Source organism: Symbiopectobacterium sp. (assembly GCF_047692315.1).
In the GTDB taxonomy this organism is placed as follows: domain Bacteria; phylum Pseudomonadota; class Gammaproteobacteria; order Enterobacterales; family Enterobacteriaceae; genus Symbiopectobacterium.
On record NZ_JBLLJS010000012.1, the window covers coordinates 272803 to 286327 of the forward strand.

At 49.2% G+C, this 13525-nt stretch carries 12 protein-coding genes and 1 pseudogene; 6 read left to right on the forward strand and 7 right to left on the reverse strand.

All coding sequences use genetic code 11. The annotated features are described in order from the left end of the window. Nucleotides 1–7 precede the first annotated feature (7 nt). The 5 genes from ruvA to aspS form a co-directional block, all read right to left on the reverse strand. Nucleotides 8–628, reverse strand: a complete 621-nt coding sequence (gene ruvA, locus ACMZI0_RS05625) for a Holliday junction branch migration protein RuvA (protein WP_415672224.1) — start codon at nt 626–628, stop codon at nt 8–10. Nucleotides 629–709: 81 nt separating this feature from the next. Continuing rightward, nucleotides 710–1231, reverse strand: a complete 522-nt coding sequence (gene ruvC / locus ACMZI0_RS05630) for a crossover junction endodeoxyribonuclease RuvC (RefSeq protein WP_415672225.1) — start codon at nt 1229–1231, stop codon at nt 710–712. 49 nt (nt 1232–1280) lie between these two features. Beyond that, nucleotides 1281–2024 (reverse strand): YebC/PmpR family DNA-binding transcriptional regulator, encoded by a 744-nt coding sequence (locus tag ACMZI0_RS05635; RefSeq protein ID WP_415672226.1) that lies wholly within the window; start codon nt 2022–2024, stop codon nt 1281–1283. A gap of 23 nt (nt 2025–2047) precedes the next feature. Further along, nucleotides 2048–2491, reverse strand: coding sequence for a dihydroneopterin triphosphate diphosphatase (gene nudB, locus ACMZI0_RS05640; protein WP_415672227.1), 444 nt, complete (start codon nt 2489–2491; stop codon nt 2048–2050). Between the two features lie 6 nt (nt 2492–2497). Then, entirely contained in the window at nt 2498–4282 is a 1785-nt protein-coding gene (aspS, locus tag ACMZI0_RS05645; RefSeq protein WP_415672228.1) for an aspartate--tRNA ligase, read from the reverse strand. A gap of 362 nt (nt 4283–4644) precedes the next feature. Between aspS and ACMZI0_RS05650 the strand changes: the two genes are divergently transcribed. The 6 genes from ACMZI0_RS05650 (at nt 4645) to ACMZI0_RS05675 (ending at nt 10004) form a co-directional block, all read left to right on the forward strand. Further along, the gene (locus tag ACMZI0_RS05650) at nt 4645–5457 is read left to right on the forward strand and encodes a DUF72 domain-containing protein (protein WP_415672229.1); all 813 of its coding nucleotides are present in this window, start codon (nt 4645–4647) and stop codon (nt 5455–5457) included. A 192-nt stretch (nt 5458–5649) separates the two neighbouring features. Next, entirely contained in the window at nt 5650–6045 is a 396-nt protein-coding gene (locus ACMZI0_RS05655) for an MAPEG family protein (RefSeq protein ID WP_415672230.1), read from the forward strand. Nucleotides 6046–6160: 115 nt separating this feature from the next. Then, on the forward strand, nt 6161–6904 hold the full coding sequence (cmoA, locus tag ACMZI0_RS05660; protein ID WP_415672231.1) for a carboxy-S-adenosyl-L-methionine synthase CmoA: 744 nt from the start codon (nt 6161–6163) through the stop codon (nt 6902–6904). Next, the gene (gene cmoB / locus ACMZI0_RS05665; RefSeq protein ID WP_415672232.1) at nt 6901–7872 is read left to right on the forward strand and encodes a tRNA 5-methoxyuridine(34)/uridine 5-oxyacetic acid(34) synthase CmoB; all 972 of its coding nucleotides are present in this window, start codon (nt 6901–6903) and stop codon (nt 7870–7872) included. Before cmoA ends, cmoB begins: the two co-directional genes overlap by 4 nt. 221 nt (nt 7873–8093) lie before the next feature. Beyond that, nucleotides 8094–8588, forward strand: a complete 495-nt coding sequence (locus ACMZI0_RS05670; protein ID WP_415672233.1) for a hypothetical protein — start codon at nt 8094–8096, stop codon at nt 8586–8588. Nucleotides 8589–8864: 276 nt separating this feature from the next. Beyond that, complete coding sequence (locus ACMZI0_RS05675) at nt 8865–10004, forward strand: DUF1835 domain-containing protein (RefSeq protein ID WP_415672234.1); 1140 nt, start codon at nt 8865–8867, stop codon at nt 10002–10004. Nucleotides 10005–10802: 798 nt separating this feature from the next. On the opposite strand, the gene ACMZI0_RS05680 is transcribed toward ACMZI0_RS05675, so the two are convergent. Continuing rightward, a complete protein-coding gene (locus ACMZI0_RS05680; RefSeq protein WP_415672235.1) occupies nt 10803–11183 on the reverse strand; it encodes a DUF4354 family protein in 381 nt (126 codons plus the stop codon). 170 nt (nt 11184–11353) lie between these two features. Continuing rightward, nucleotides 11354–12855: pseudogene (proP, locus tag ACMZI0_RS05685) on the reverse strand (glycine betaine/L-proline transporter ProP). Between the last annotated feature and the right edge of the window lie 670 nt (nt 12856–13525).

Sequence of the window (13525 nt, forward strand, 5' to 3'; positions counted from 1 at the left end):
AGTCCCCTTACAGTGCGGCGCGCAGGGCGTCACGGATCAGCGTCTCACAATCCGCACCGGGTCGAGCGATTTTGGAAACCATCCGGCTAGCTTCTTGTGGCTTGTATCCCAAGGCCACCAGTGCAGAGGCCGCTTCACTCTCCGGATCCTCCGCAGGGTCCGCTGCGGGTGTTGAACTGCTGAGCGGAACATCAATCGTCGCCGGGTTAAACAAGTCCCCGCTCATCCCTTTGAAGCGATCCTTCATTTCTACCACCAACCGCTCCGCTGTTTTTTTGCCAACGCCGGGCAATTTGATCAACGTGGCAATCTCTTCGCGTTCCACGGCGCTCACGAATTGCTGCGCAGACATCCCTGAGAGGATTGCCAGCGCCAGTTTCGGCCCGACACCGTTGGTTTTAATCAGCTCACGAAATAGAGCACGCTCTTGTTTATTGTTGAAGCCAAACAACAACTGTGCATCTTCACGCACCACAAACTGGGTAAAAATAACCGCTTCCTGATTCAAATCAGGAAGTTCATAAAAGCAGGTCATCGGCATATGGACTTCATAGCCAACCCCGTTGACTTCGATCAGTACCTGCGGCGGTTGTTTTTCCAGAATGATGCCTCTGAGACGACCAATCACATTGACCTTCCTTTTCGTTACGTTAAAACTTTTTTGCTAGCTTATAGCATAAAAAAGCTGGATGAATATCCAGCTTGATGTTCAACGCAATCGCCCACGCGCTAAATTCAACCTGCTGGGGCCGATGCGCACCAAATTCTGACTCAAATGACAATGGGTAATGGCAATGGCCAGCGCATCTGCGGCATCCGCCTGCGGGTTCGCTGACAGTTTCAGCAAGGTACGCACCATGTGCTGCACCTGGCTTTTTTCTGCCGCCCCGGTGCCGACCACGGTTTGTTTAACCTGTCGCGCGGCATATTCAAAAATTGGTAACCCTTGGTTGACGCCCGCAACAATAGCCACACCGCGCGCCTGCCCCAATTTCAGGGCTGAGTCTGCATTTTTGGCCATAAAAACTTGCTCTATCGCCAGACAATCGGGCTGAAACTGGGTGATGATTTCGCTCACCCCGGCATAGATCAGTTTCAATCGTGTCGGGAGATCGTCCACACCAGTGCGAATGCAGCCACTGCCGATATAGCTGAGCTGACGCCCCTGCTGGCGGATAATGCCATATCCGGTAACACGCGAACCGGGGTCGATGCCGAGAATAATCGTCATAGCGCATCGCCCCCCGTGCACACGACTAGCGTAAGCGGAGAGAACGCCATTACAGCGTTGCCGCCACCTCGTCGGAAATTTCACCGTTGTGGTAAACTTCCTGCACATCGTCGCAGTCTTCCAGCATGTCGATCAGACGCATCAGTTTCGGTGCCGTTTCTGCATCCATGTCTGCATTGGTCGATGGGATCATGGAAACTTCAGCGGACTCCGCTTTCAGACCGGCTGCATCCAGCGCATCTTTCACCTGGCCGAAGGTTTCCCACGGGGTAAACACATCGATAGCGCCGTCATCATAAGTCACCACGTCATCAGCGCCCGCTTCCAGCGCTGCGTCCATTACTTGATCTTCATCCAATCCTGGAGCGTAAGAGATAACGCCCTTTTTGGTGAACAAATAAGACACGGAACCGTCCGTCCCCAGGTTACCGCAGCATTTGGTGAACTCATGGCGCACTTCGGATATGGTACGGTTGCGGTTGTCACTGAGGCACTCCACCATCACCGCCGTGCCACCAGGGCCGTAACCTTCATAAATGATGGTTTCCATGTTGTTGTCTTCATCTCCACCAACACCGCGCGCAATGGCACGGTTCAGCGTATCGCGCGTCATGTTGTTGGAGAGAGCTTTATCGATCGCCGCACGCAGATGCGGGTTGGAGCCTGGATCGCCGCCGCCCAGACGCGCCGCCGTTACCAGTTCGCGGATAATTTTGGTAAAGATTTTGCCGCGTTTTGCATCCTGTGCCGCTTTACGATGTTTTGTGTTGGCCCACTTACTATGACCTGCCATAAAAATCTCCGAAAAAAGCCTCTTCAGGCCGGATAAATAACGAATTCTTCAATCGCTTGCCGATTGCTCCACGATTTGGTGAGTTGCGCCACCTCGGGCGCCGCTAACCAGCGGTAGGCAAGATGTTCGGTGAGAATGACCTCACGTTCACGCGGCAACGCCAAACAGAACCAGTGTTCCATATTGTGCGTAATACCGGGGGCATAGCGACGTCTCAAATGAGCAAAAAGCTCAAACTCGACGCAGCGCTGACAGTCAAAAAGCGATAACCCCTCAGCGGCGATATCAATGCTGACTTCCTCTTTCACTTTGCGCTGCGCGGTAAGCGCCGCGGTTTCTCCCTCTTCAAGGCTGCCCGTGACGGACTGCCAAAAATCGGGGTCATCGCGACGCTGAAGCATCAGCACCCGTCCGGTACCCTGAGCGTAGATAACGATCAGGGCCGAAACGGGACTCTTATAGGCCATCTACTGTTACTCCGCATCCTGCGCAGGTTTCGTTTTCACAACCACGGCAATAGACAACTCTTCCAACGCTGCCGGATTGGCATAACTCGGCGCTTCTGTCATCAGACATGCAGCCGCCGTGGTTTTCGGGAATGCGATCACGTCACGGATGTTCTCCGTATCGGTCAATAGCATCACCAGACGGTCCAGACCGAAAGCCAGACCGGCATGCGGCGGTGTACCGTATTTCAACGCATCCAGCAGGAAGCCGAATTTTTCACGCTGTTCCTGTTCGTTGATGCCCAGAATACGGAAGACCGTCTGTTGCATCTCACTGTTGTAGATACGCACAGAACCGCCACCCACTTCATAACCGTTCAACACCATATCGTACGCGTTGGCAATGGCCGAAATCGGGTTACTTTCCAGTTCAGCCGGCGTCATATCACGCGGTGAAGTGAACGGGTGGTGCATCGCTGCCAACCCACCTTCGCCATCTTCTTCAAACATCGGGAAGTCGATGACCCACAACGGTTTCCAGCTTGTCAGATCGGTCAGGTTGAGGTCTCGTCCCAATTTGAGACGCAGCGCACCCAGCGCATCAGTCACCACTTTCGCACTGTCTGCCCCGAAGAACAGAATGTCGCCATCCTGCGCCGCAGTACGTTCCAGCAGTGCTGTCAAAACGGTTTCATTCAGGAATTTGGCAACCGGGCTTGAAATCCCCTCCAGTCCTTTTGCCTCCTCATTCACTTTAATATAGGCCAGACCTTTGGCACCGTAGATCTCAATAAATTTGCCGTATTCGTCAATTTGTTTACGGCTCAGTTGCGCTCCACCCGGTACGCGGATCACCGCCACACGCCCTTTGGCATCGTTAGCCGGGCCGGAGAACACTTTAAATTCGATGTCTTTGAGCAGGTCGGCCACATCCACCAGTTCCAGCGGGTTACGCAGGTCAGGCTTGTCGGAGCCAAAACGGCGCATGGCTTCAGCGAAGGTCATGATCGGGAAATCACCCAGATCAACACTCAAAATTTCTTGCCACAGTTCACGCACCAGCTTCTCCATCACTTCACGCACCTGCGGTGCCGCCATAAAGGAGGTTTCGACGTCAATCTGGGTAAATTCCGGTTGGCGATCCGCGCGCAAGTCTTCATCGCGAAAACATTTGACGATCTGGTAGTAACGATCGAAACCGGACATCATCAGCAATTGCTTGAACAGCTGCGGGGATTGCGGCAGCGCGTAAAATTTACCTTTGCGCACCCGGCTAGGCACCAGATAATCGCGCGCACCTTCCGGAGTGGCTTTGGTCAGCATCGGTGTTTCAATATCCAGGAAGCCGTGGCTGTCCATAAAACGACGTACAAAGCTGGTAATACGCGCACGGGTTTTTAAACGCGTGGCCATTTCAGGGCGGCGCAGGTCCAGATAGCGGTATTTTAAGCGTGCTTCTTCGGTGTTGGTTTGGTTAGCATCCAGCGGCAATGGCTCTGAGCGGTTAATAATCGTCAGCGCTGTCGCAAACACTTCCACTTCACCCGTAGACATCTCTTTATTCACTTGGCTTTCAGGTCGTGCACGCACCACGCCCGTCAGTTGAATGCAGAATTCGTTGCGCAGTTCTGACGCCAGAGTGAAAGCATCCTGCCGATCGGGGTCGAAAAACACCTGGACCACGCCGTCGCGGTCACGCATATCGATAAAGATCAAACCACCCAGATCGTGGCGACGGTTAACCCAACCGCACAATGTCACTTCCTGGCCCACATGGGACGCGTTTAGTTGTCCACAATATTCAGTACGCATTACGATGTCCTTTTGAGCAATCACGCTAGAAACAATCTCAACGAGATATAAACCACACCTGAGAGCACCGGCCAGACCGCATCATCACGTGTTATGCAAAACACCCGGTTCTATAAAACGCACAGGTTCTACACATCACAGCGGCTTTACCCCACGCATAAGGAAATAACGGTGTTTTTTTGCGCGGTATGGTTATTCTGGATTGCTGTTCAGTAAAAAAAGGTGGCTATTATAAAGGATATTCCCCGGAACGATAAGAGTGAAGAGGTTTCCGGAGGTGATATGTCGCAAGAATCGTGAGAATTCCCTCTCGGTTAAAAAATGTTTTACTGTTATCCACTCTGTTAAGGGGTTGCAACGGAATGTTTATTGGCTTACCACAATGGCAACATCCCGCCTGGCACAAGTTCGGTCTGCGCGATCTGGCCGACTACGCGCGTTATTTTAACTGCGTGGAAGGCAACACGACGTTTTATGCACTGCCCTCTGCCGAAAGCGTATTACGCTGGCGGGACATGACCCACGACAATTTTCGTTTCTGTTTCAAATTTCCTGCGACCATCAGCCATCAGGCAGCGTTGCGTCACTGTGATGAGGATACGCGTCAGTTCTTTCATTGCCTGCAACCGCTCGCCCCGCGTATTGGACAATTCTGGTTGCAGCTTCCGGCGGCATTTTCGCCTGCGCAGTTACCCGATTTGTGGAGTTTTCTTGATACGCTACCGCAGACGTTCAACTATGGCGTGGAAGTGCGACACCTTGAGTTTTTTGCCAAAGGCGATGCTGAGCGCCAACTGAACCAAGGGCTTGCGCAGCGCGCTATCGATCGGATTATGCTGGACAGTCGCCCGGTGCATCGTGCGCAACCTGATACGCCCGCCATGCAGGAAGCCCAGCGAAAAAAACCGCGCTTGCCAGTTCATGTGCTACTGACAGCACAGCAACCGTCAATCCGGTTTATTGGCAATGAAGACATTACAGACAATTTGCGCTGGTTTACGCCCTGGATTGACAAGCTGAAGGCCTGGCAGGGGTATTCCCCTTTTCTGTTTATTCACACCCCGGATATTGGCAATGTATTACCGCTGGCGCAGGCGATCTGGCCACTGCTGGAACCCGTCATCACTGCCTGCCCGCCGCGCCCTGACTGGCCGCAACAGGATGCTTTGTTTTAAACAAAGCTAAAACAGCAACGCATTAAAAGGCTTTTTTAGCATTTTTTATTATAAGTTCAGGTTTTGAACTGCTTTTTTTTTAAAAGCAAACATTAAAGGCGACAGTATGACAACAGACAGTTATCATTCTGCCAGCCGAAGTCGGTCAAATATTTTCTGTCAGGCAATTTTTGTCAGACAATGGAGTGGAACATGGTAAGCGCGCTCTACGTGGTGCTTGGCGCATTGTTGCTGGTAAAGCTGTCTCTTGATGTGGTTAAACTGCGGATGCAATATCGTGTCGCGTACGGAGACGGTGGTTTTTATGAATTGCAGACCGCTATTCGGGTACATGGCAATGCGGTAGAGTACCTTCCCATTGGGGCGATTTTATTAGTGTTGATGGAAATGAATGGCGCGTTGGTCATCATGATTCATCTGTGCGGTATATTGCTCATTATTGGACGCCTTTTTCACTATGTTGGCCTGCGCCAGCGTGAATTTCGCTGGCGCCGTACCGGTATGGAAGCCACTTACGCTTCGCTGGTATTGATGGCGCTGTTCAATCTTTATTATCTCCCCTGGGAACTGGTGCTGACGCTTTACTAACTGCGCTAAACGGCGCGTCTTGATACGCCGCGCCGCAAGTACACAGACTTTCTCAACGATGTTTGCTAGACTGTGCCACCTTTTTTATTAACTGCACTGCTACTTCGTGTCCATCATGTCAAATCGCGATACGCTTTTTTCTGTTCCCATAGCTCACCTTGGTGACTGGACCTTTGACGAACGCGTCGCTGAAGTCTTTCCTGATATGGTTCAGCGCTCCGTTCCCGGTTATTCCAATATTATTTCCATGATTGGAATGCTGGCCGAGCGTTTCGTCAAACCCAATACTCGGATTTACGATCTGGGTTGCTCGCTGGGTGCCGCTACGCTGTCAATGCGACGTAACATTCAGGCCTCGGGATGCCAAATCATCGCTGTCGATAACTCGCCCGCGATGATTGAACGCTGCCGCCGCCACATTGATGCTTTCCGCGCTGCCACCCCCGTCGACGTCATCGAGGCCGATATCCGCGATATCGTTATTGAAAATGCCTCCCTGGTGGTACTCAATTTTACCCTGCAATTTCTGGCACCCGAAGAGCGGAAAACGCTGTTGGACCGTATTTATCAGGGCCTGGCCCCCGGTGGGGCATTGGTGTTATCAGAGAAATTCAGCTTTGAAGATGCCAAGGTGGGTGAGCTGCTATTTAACATGCACCACGATTTCAAACGGGCAAATGGCTACAGCGAATTAGAAATCAGCCAAAAACGCAATATGCTGGAAAATGTAATGCTTACAGACTCGGTAGAAACCCACAAATCTCGTCTGGCACAAGCCGGGTTTCAACACAGCGAAGTGTGGTTTCAATGCTTTAATTTTGGTTCGTTACTGGCGCTAAAAGCTGAGGATAAGGCGTGATCGATTTCGGCAATTTTTATCAGCTTATCGCAAAAGATCCATTAAGCCATTGGTTAAACACGTTGCCAGCGCAACTGAGCGCGTGGCAGCGAGAATCGCTACACGGAAAGTTTAAACAGTGGTTTAACGCCGTGGAACATCTGCCCGACGTAACGCCTTCTACGTTGGATTTGCAACAGAGCGTCACCGCTGCTCGACTGCCCGATATCAGCGCTGGCCAGCGCGAAGGGATCGAAGTACGCCTGCGTCAACTGATGCCGTGGCGTAAAGGGCCGTATTCGCTTTACGGCGTGAATATCGACACAGAATGGCGTTCAGACTGGAAATGGGAACGTCTGGCTCCCCACATCAGCCCATTGCAGAACCGCTTGGTTCTGGATGTCGGCTGCGGCAGCGGTTATCACCTGTGGCGCATGGTCGGCGCGGGTGCTCAGTTGGCCGTAGGTATCGATCCCATGCAGCTTTTTGTCTGCCAATTCGAAGCCGTACGTAAACTGCTTGGTAACGATCAGCGTGCGCATGTACTGCCGCTTAGCATCGAACAACTGCCGGAACTCGCCGCGTTTGATACCGTGTTCTCCATGGGCGTACTTTATCATCGCCGTTCACCACTCGATCACCTTTGGCAGCTAAAAAATCAGTTGGTATCCGGCGGAGAGTTGGTGCTGGAAACGCTGGTTATCGAGGGTGATGAGAATGCCGTGCTGGTGCCCGGTGAGCGTTACGCGCAAATGCGTAATGTCCACTTTATTCCCTCTGCCTCTGCGCTGGTACGCTGGCTGGAAAAGTGCGGTTTTGTCGACGTGCGCATCGTCGACCATTGTGTCACCCCCCTGGAGGAACAGCGCAGAACGTCATGGATGACCACCGAATCGCTGGCCGATTTCCTCGACCCTCACGACCACAGCAAAACCCGTGAAGGTTACCCTGCGCCGCTGCGTGCAGTGATTGTTGCACGTAATCCTTAGCATATCATCCCCGGCACCGAGCCGGGTTTTTACTCCCTGTTTATTGCTGCATCAGACTCCACACCAGAACCTAATATCTGACATTTTTCACTGAGCATTGTATTTACTTTAGGAAAATTCCATAATTCATAATTATGTTACAAAACACAAGGCAATAACCTGATATAATGATAATTTTTTTGTCATATCATCCTTCCACTCATCAACTGGGAGTCATGAATATGCTACCATCTACTTCGAGTACCTCTGTTACAACACACGCTGTTTCCTCACCTCAATGTTCCTCGCAAGAAAGTACAAATACGGCATTAAGAATTGAACTTATTAAAAACAAGTTATCTTCAATACACCCCGACTATACCTGTTGCGAAATAAATTGCTTTAAAGATTTCTTTGATACAAATCAAGCAAAAATCCTTATCGTGAGCAAAACCAATAATAGTATTAATGAGTTATTAAAAACCACTGCAACTACGATAAACGCGATTAAAAACAATATTGAACTCGGTGAAGATAACACTAAAAACTATGCCCATCTTAATCAGTTAAAAGATGATATTGAGAAATTGATTCAATCAAGTAATAGTAACAATACAAGTTTAGGTGAACGAATTGGAAACGAAATTAATCGTGTTTTTCCAAGGGTTGAAAATGAAGTTAGACGCAGCGCGGACAAAATTGCTAAAGAAGCCAAACGTTTTTTCAGAAAATTTTAACAGTCATATATTGAGAAGCCCGATATCGGTTCTTGTAACATCATAAAACGCAATATTCTTAAACCGGTCGTAGGAGGAAACCTTTTTTAGGAATGCGTTGGCAAGAACAGATAGGTTAATACATGTTATTGCACCCTTTCCGCCCACGGGGTATAGTGGTGGTTCGGCGTGGAATGCGCCGCCTTCCGCGGAAAGGGCTGTGCCCAAGACAAGTAAGCAACCTCAAGGTTACGACTCCCCACCTGAATGCGGATAAGGTTCTGGAAAGGAGATCGTATGTCTGAACATCTGGTTAACAATGGCCACATTAGCCTTGTTCAACAACGCAAACGCGCTAAAGAACTGTTTCAACATCTCAAATCGGGCGTTGAGCCTGAAAAGTTAGCATTGCTTCACCGCCTTAACCCGACATCCCATATCACCCTTGCCAGCGCACAGTGGTTAATTGCGCGCGACTTAGGGTTCGCCAGTTGGCCAAAGTTGAAAGCACATGTGGATGCGATTACCTTTGCCAGACGTCATCCCAATTTCGTCGCAGATGACGAAACAAAAACCCAACATTGGCGCTGTGGCAATGATATTGAGCACAGCCTACGGCTTGCCGGTTTTAACGGAGCGTTCCACACGTTTACTGACCCTCTATCCATGGGGCCGGTTGACGATATACCGTTTTCCCTCTACCGCAAGACACGCTGTACCTTTATTCAACAAGCATTTCAGTTGGATGCCAGTGACGTCACGCGGCGTTTTGACGAGGAATATGCGCTGTGGCAGCGTTTACCTGACGCAGAGCATGCCGTGTTATGGTGTGAGGCTGATCCATACGACCAGTTGTTTCTCATCCGCACACTCGCAGCATTGGATCGCCTACCGCAAAAACTTGAGCTTATCGCGGTTGCTGCTATACCCGGCGTGAAACGGTTTATTGGGCTGGGGCAATTATCGCCGGATGTGTTGGCCTGGCTTTGGACGCAACGTCAGGCTGTGCCCGACGATGCATTCACACTGGCGCGCCTTGCCTGGTCAGCCTGGTGTTCCCCCTCACCCGAAGCGCTCTTTACACTCGCTCAGCGAGAACACCCCATATTGCCTTATCTCTCCCGCGCCTTGCGCCGATTGCTGCAAGAATTACCGGGTATCAACGACGGTCTTTCTCTGACTGAACGCCTGTCGTTACAGTATATTGCGCAATCCGGACCAACCAGACTCAGAAACGTATTCAGAGAACTGATCACCCATCGCGATCCGCTGCCCTATATGGGGGACATGATGTTCTATTCCACCGTCAGACCCTTAATGATTGGGGTAACCCCATTGCTTCGTGTTAAAACAGCGGCAGATGAAGAAGCCATGCAAACGGTGGAATTAACCCCCGCTCGGCCACGACGTACTTCAAGGCAGCGCTTATTGGCTTGATTTTGCACCACAGTCTCGCTGGATGGGCGGCGTTTGCCTTACACCACGTGAGGAACACTGGGCTCTTGGCAATAATCAGCATCCTGTATGGCGAGCGTTATAGGCATTATCCAGTCTTAGCCTCTGTCATAATATTTATCCGCACCAGCAATACTTTCGATAAATATGTAAAAACCCCGTTAATAGGCCGGGGAACAATGTGACGTATTTAAAATATTGCCGAGATTTTGCAGTGAAATTTGTTTTCATCCCTCGGAAACAAGGCATTAACCTTATGGTGCCAACCAAATATAAGCGCCAACAATAAATAACATTGAAATCTGAGAGAGCGCTACACAGATGCAACGAGCTGTATAACCCTGTTGCAGCCTTTGAGGCGTGGTAGGCAAAGAAATGAAATTTTCTTTTTCAATTGGATAACCACAGATTCCCCTGTTACGGCCAGTACAAGGACGACGAGGCTATCACAGCCACCAGACGTTGAGGTCTTTATAAAGTCTAACACCAACCAACCACGTATTTCGCCAGCACAGCATTTATACCTGATTCAAAGTATGCGGTTGCATTGTGACTATCTGAAACAATGTGGTATTCCACCTGCAACTCGATTCCATATCGCCATGATTATTGGCCGTCAGCATTATGCTGAGTTCAGGTCTCACTAATTGAATATCCAACCCATAACGAATACAGAATCACGAGCCCTCAATGGCTCATAAAATCACAGTCTGAGACGATCGAAAAAAAACAATACAGGGCAATTCCGAAGAAAGCAGCCTGTTAGGATGCTTTCTCTTATTATTTACAATCGTCAGATGTTTTTACCAGGGCCGCTTTAAAGACTGCATCATCCTCAGAGGCGAACGTCGCTATCCCTTTGACAGGTTTCCCATCCTTTAACATTCCAGTGGTCAATGCTTCATCGACTGTATCAAGTTTGAACGCTTTATTGTCAGGGGTGTAAGCCTTTAAGCAAAGCTTTGATAAATCCATATCTTTACCGGATAATTTGGCCACAACGACCTCAAAGGTCTTTGTGTAAGCGCTTTTATCACCAACGGACATTGAGCCATTAGATTGTGCTGTCGCGTACACCACAATATTATTAAGCGTCGCGGCATTTGCAGTAAAGCAAAAGCCAACCAGAGCAAAAGATGCAACAATCGCAGAAATTTTCATATTTTGTCCTTTCTGTAGGTTTAAGTCTTAATCGCTGTACATATGCAAGATATAGCCTATTGAAATAGTATATTGCGTAACCTAAACCATCATTAAAGGGATGTTTCGATATTGTAGAATGATGTGACATCTTTTGAGCAACCAATCCATTAAAGACGCCTTCCCCAGGTTCAATCATCAATCCTTGGATGTTGCTGCACAAGACGCGACCGTTTTACCTGCAACGCTGCAATCTCTTGATCGATATCTTCAATTTTCTGCTCAATGCTGTCATAGTGCTCGCCCAAAATTTCCTTCGCTTCCTGAATATCCGAAGCCGCAGGCGTAGCCCCTTTCAGCGGACGGTTTGCTGTCTCTTTCATGGTGATACCGGTCATGATACCAATCACGGCGATCACCATCAGATAGTAAGCCGGCATCATCAGATTTTGCGAACTTTCCACCAGCCAAGCGGCTAAAGTCGGCGTCAGACCGGCAATCATTGCCGAGATATTAAATGCAGCTGCCAGCGCGCTGTAACGAATATGCGTCGGGAACATCGCTGGTAATGACGAAGCCATCACCCCGGTGAAGCAGTTGAGAATAACTACCAGCATTAACAGACCAGTAAAAATCAAACCGATATAGTTGCTGTTGATTAGAGCAAACGCCGGAATTGCCAATGCAAATAGCGCGATACTCCCAATAATAACAAACGGACGACGACCAAAACGGTCACTGAGCAGTCCCATTACCGGCTGAACAAACAGCATCCCGATCATAATAGCAATAATAATCAGCACCCCGTGGTCTTCCGAGTAGTGCAGGTTGTGTGACAAGTAACTCGGCATGTAGGTAAGTAACATATAATAGGTAACGTTGGTGGCAATCACCAAACCGGTACATACCAACAAACTACGCCAGTGGGTCGTCGTAATCTCCTTAAAGGAGATTTTTGGCCCTTCCTGCAACCCTTCTCTATCGCCCTGTTCCATTTTATCGACATGCTGCTGAAATGCCGGTGTCTCTTCCAGAGCATGACGCAGGTAAAGGCCAATAATCCCTAGCGGCAATGCGATGAAAAACGGAATGCGCCAGCCCCAGTCGAGGAAATTCTTCTCACCCACAATGGTAGAGATCAGTACCACCACCCCCGCTCCCATGACGAAACCGGCAATTGAGCCGGAATCAAGCCAACTCCCCATAAATCCGCGCTTACGATCTGGTGAATACTCGGCAACAAAAATCGATGCGCCAGTATATTCACCTCCGACCGAAAACCCTTGTGCCATCTTACATAACAGCAGCAAGATGGGGGCCCATATACCAATTGAGGCATATGACGGAATCAGGCCGATTAAAAAGATACTAATCGACATAATCACAATCGTGATAGCCAGAATCTTCTGGCGACCGTATTTATCACCAAGCATACCGAAGAACAAACCGCCAAGCGGTCGAATCAGGAAGGGAACGGAGAAGGTTGCAAGCGCAGCAATCATCTGTACGCTGGGATCAGCTCCTGGGAAAAACACTTTCCTAATGCATAAGCAACAAAACCATAGACACCAAAATCAAACCATTCCATCGCGTTGTCCAACGACGCTGCGGTAATCGCCTTACGCAGTTTTCCATCATCAGTAATAGTTACATCACGAAGCGTAATCGGTTTTACTTTCTTCCTTTTCAGCATAGCTGACCTCGTAGACCAAGCCCTGTTTAATTGCAAACGACATTCATAGGCGCAGTTGCGCTAATATCACCATCGATTGTCGGAAGTGCACAGTTGCAATTCCGCTAACAAGCGTAGCAGGTTTATTTTTGGTGCCCGATTGAGGAAGGTAAAACCGAATTTGTTAACGCATTAATTAGTCGAAAAATGAACGTTCCTGCGATGAATAGCAATACCGCAACGTAAAGTTAATCAAGTCTATATTCACCACATGCACATAAACAAACGCGTTGACGAATAACTTTTTTTCAATTGGCAAAGACAGAAAATTCAAAACGAAATTTTTAATAAAATAGCTCTATCAATTTACCCCCGCAACCTGTGGTGTAATAGATAGCGATAAGGTGTCTGACGTGGGGTATTGTTGCCAGAAAAATGCGTTAATTCTCCGTTTACAACGTAGACACCGGACAAGGTGGATTGTAGCGACATCTTACCCGAGTAAGCATGCCTCAACGGGTGGAGATGCCTCGTAGCCTAGATAAAATAGCATCACCCCTACTTATCCCATACGCGCGCCGTCAATATTGCTTAACGAATTATAACTCTAGCACCCAAAGCAATAACGCGATATTCGCAAGAAAAAAAGCCCCGGCAACACGCCGGGGCTTGGTATTCGCAAGCAAACCCA

Bases quoted from the DNA above. Each gene is read 5' to 3' on its own strand.
- ACMZI0_RS05655 (WP_415672230.1), top strand. From the start codon at position 5,650: ATGGTAAGCGCGCTCTACGTGGTGCTTGGCGCATTGTTGCTGGTAAAG.
- ACMZI0_RS05675 (WP_415672234.1), top strand. From the start codon at position 8,865: ATGTCTGAACATCTGGTTAACAATGGCCACATTAGCCTTGTTCAACAA.
- cmoA (WP_415672231.1), top strand. From the start codon at position 6,161: ATGTCAAATCGCGATACGCTTTTTTCTGTTCCCATAGCTCACCTTGGT.
- ACMZI0_RS05680 (WP_415672235.1), bottom strand. From the start codon at position 11,183: ATGAAAATTTCTGCGATTGTTGCATCTTTTGCTCTGGTTGGCTTTTGC.
- aspS (WP_415672228.1), bottom strand. From the start codon at position 4,282: ATGCGTACTGAATATTGTGGACAACTAAACGCGTCCCATGTGGGCCAG.
- ACMZI0_RS05635 (WP_415672226.1), bottom strand. From the start codon at position 2,024: ATGGCAGGTCATAGTAAGTGGGCCAACACAAAACATCGTAAAGCGGCA.
- ruvC (WP_415672225.1), bottom strand. From the start codon at position 1,231: ATGACGATTATTCTCGGCATCGACCCCGGTTCGCGTGTTACCGGATAT.
- ACMZI0_RS05670 (WP_415672233.1), top strand. From the start codon at position 8,094: ATGCTACCATCTACTTCGAGTACCTCTGTTACAACACACGCTGTTTCC.
- nudB (WP_415672227.1), bottom strand. From the start codon at position 2,491: ATGGCCTATAAGAGTCCCGTTTCGGCCCTGATCGTTATCTACGCTCAG.
- ACMZI0_RS05650 (WP_415672229.1), top strand. From the start codon at position 4,645: ATGTTTATTGGCTTACCACAATGGCAACATCCCGCCTGGCACAAGTTC.